The sequence below is a fragment of the Streptomyces boluensis genome, assembly GCF_009908195.1.
GTDB classification, from domain to species: domain Bacteria; phylum Actinomycetota; class Actinomycetes; order Streptomycetales; family Streptomycetaceae; genus Streptomyces; species Streptomyces boluensis.
The window spans coordinates 1-2,284 of record NZ_JAAAHS010000639.1; the positions used below are offsets into that span (position 1 = coordinate 1).

Sequence of the window (2,284 nt, forward strand, 5' to 3'; positions counted from 1 at the left end):
CTACCGCACCGAGCACGGCGGCTTCCGCTCGGTCGACGAGCTCCGCGAGGTGAACGGCATCGGTGAGCGGCGCTTCGCAGACCTGAAGAACGCCGTACGGCCATGATCCGCCCGGTAGTTCATGCCACGTCCGGCAGCCCGCTCGGCTCCGCCGACCCGAGACAGGAAGGCCCGACCGACCTTCGCCTCGTCCCACCCGCACTCGCCGCCTGGGTGTCGGCGGGGGTGGCGGTCGGCAGCAGCGGCGGGTGGGTCATCGCCTCGCTGGTGTTGTGCGGGCTGGTGACGATGGGGGTGCTGGGTGTGGAGGCCCTGCGGATGCGTAGGGCGGTGGGCGGACACGGGGCGCGCGGGTCGCTTCGGATGCGTGCGGGCCGCGTGGCTGTGGCCACGACTCTCCTCTGTACGACCGCCGCCCTCGGCTCCGCCGCACTGCACACGGCTGACCTGCACCGGGGTCCGGTCCCTGGCCTGGCCCGTGAATACGGCCGCGCAACCGTCGAGTTGGAGGTCACCGCGGATCCCCGGCCGGTGCGGGCACGGGTCACGGGCAACAGGGCCGGCCCGCCGGGCACGGTCGTAGAGGCGGACGTCATCCGGGTCACCACGTCGAGAGGGGAGGTCACGCAGACGCGCACTCCGGTGCTGGTACTTGCCAGGGAGGCGGAGCCGGGGACAGGGGCGGAGCTAGGGGCAGACGCGGAGCCGGGGATGGGCGCGGAGCCAGGAATGGACGCGAAGTCACGGCCACAGGTGCGGACGGGGCCAGAGTCAGAGGCGCGTGCAGGGCCGGAGCGTGAGGCCGACGTGGTCTCGTCGTCAGGCCGCGCCGGGCCGCAGCCCCACCACCCCTGGCGTGCCCTGCTGCCCTCGACGCGGGTGGAGGTCGACGCGCGCCTCGCACCGCCGATACGGGACGGTGGCCGGGTCGCGGCTGTCGTCAGGGTGCCGAGCGGTGCGGCGCCCCGGGTGGTCGAAGGGCCGAGCGCGCTGCAACGTACCGCTGGGGCGCTGAGGTCCGGGCTGCGCACGGCGACCGGAGGGCTCACGCCGGACGCCCGAGCGCTGCTGCCCGGCCTGGTGGTGGGGGACACTTCGCGGCTCACGGAGGAGCTGGACGAAGCCTTCCGGGCCACCGATCTGACCCATCTCCTCGCGGTATCCGGCAGCAACCTGACCATCGTCCTCATCCTGCTCACCGGTCCGCCCGGACGCGCGATGCGGGCGGAGCGTGGTGGACTGGCGCCGCGCCTGGGCATCTCGCTCAGGGGTACCGCGCTGCTCGGCGGGGCGCTCACGCTCGGCTTCGTCGTGGTGTGCAGACCCGATCCGAGCGTGCTGCGCGCCGCGGCCTGCGGGCTGATCGTGCTCCTCGCCATCGGTACGGGCCGGCGCCGGTCGCTGATCCCGGCCCTGGCTGCCGTAGTGCTGATCCTGGTCCTGTACGACCCTTGGCTGGCCCGGAGTTACGGCTTCGCGCTCTCGGTACTCGCCACCGGCGCGCTGCTCACGCTCGCACCGCGCTGGAGTGCGGCGCTGCGGCGCAGACGGGTTCCACCACGCCTCGCCGAGGCGCTCGCGGCGGCGCTTGCGGCGCAGGCCGTGTGCGCACCGGTCGTCGCGATCCTGGCGGCGCGCGTCAGCCTGGTGGCGGTGCCCTGCAATCTGCTGGCCGAGCTGGCGGTGGCGCCCGCGACGGTGCTCGGGTTCGCCGCGCTGGCTGTGGCGCCGATGTCTCTGGCGCTCGCGAAAGGGCTGTGCTGGTGCGCGAGTTGGCCCGTGGAGTGGATCGCCGAGGTGGCCAGGGCCGGGGCGGCGTTGCCGGGGGCGGGCGTCGACTGGCCGGGCGGCTGGCGCGGGGGTGTGCTGCTTGCGGCGGTGACGGTGCTGCTTGTGGTGCTGGTCGGGAGGGCGGCGCGCAGGGCCGGGGTGGCGCGGCTGCTCGCGCATCCCGCGACGGTCGCGGGGTGTGCCCTGTTGTTTTTGCTGGCGGTGGTCAGGCCGGCGCCGTTGACGCGGGTGATCTCCGGTTGGCCACCGCCTGGTTGGAGGGTGGTGATGTGCGACGTGGGGCAGGGGGATGCCACTGTGCTGGCCACGGGGCCGGGTGAGGCTGTGGTGGTCGACGTGGGGCCGGACGCTGCTCGGGTCGATGGGTGCCTGCGTTCGCTGGGGGTCACCCGGATTCCATTGGTGCTGCTCACGCACTTTCACGCCGACCATGTGACGGGACTGCCCGGGGTTCTGCGGGGGCGTAGCGTCGGGCTGATCCAGACGACGGTGC

2 protein-coding genes are annotated in these 2,284 nt (G+C 73.7%); both read left to right on the forward strand.

Going from position 1 to position 2,284, the window contains the following annotated elements; translation table 11 throughout:
- Positions 1-106: ComEA family DNA-binding protein (locus tag GUY60_RS36930; RefSeq protein ID WP_187370227.1), on the forward strand; the 106-nt coding region annotated here is incomplete at its 5' end.
- Positions 107-318: 212 nt separating this feature from the next.
- Positions 319-2,284: ComEC/Rec2 family competence protein (locus GUY60_RS36935; protein WP_446697015.1), on the forward strand; the 1,966-nt coding region annotated here is incomplete at its 3' end.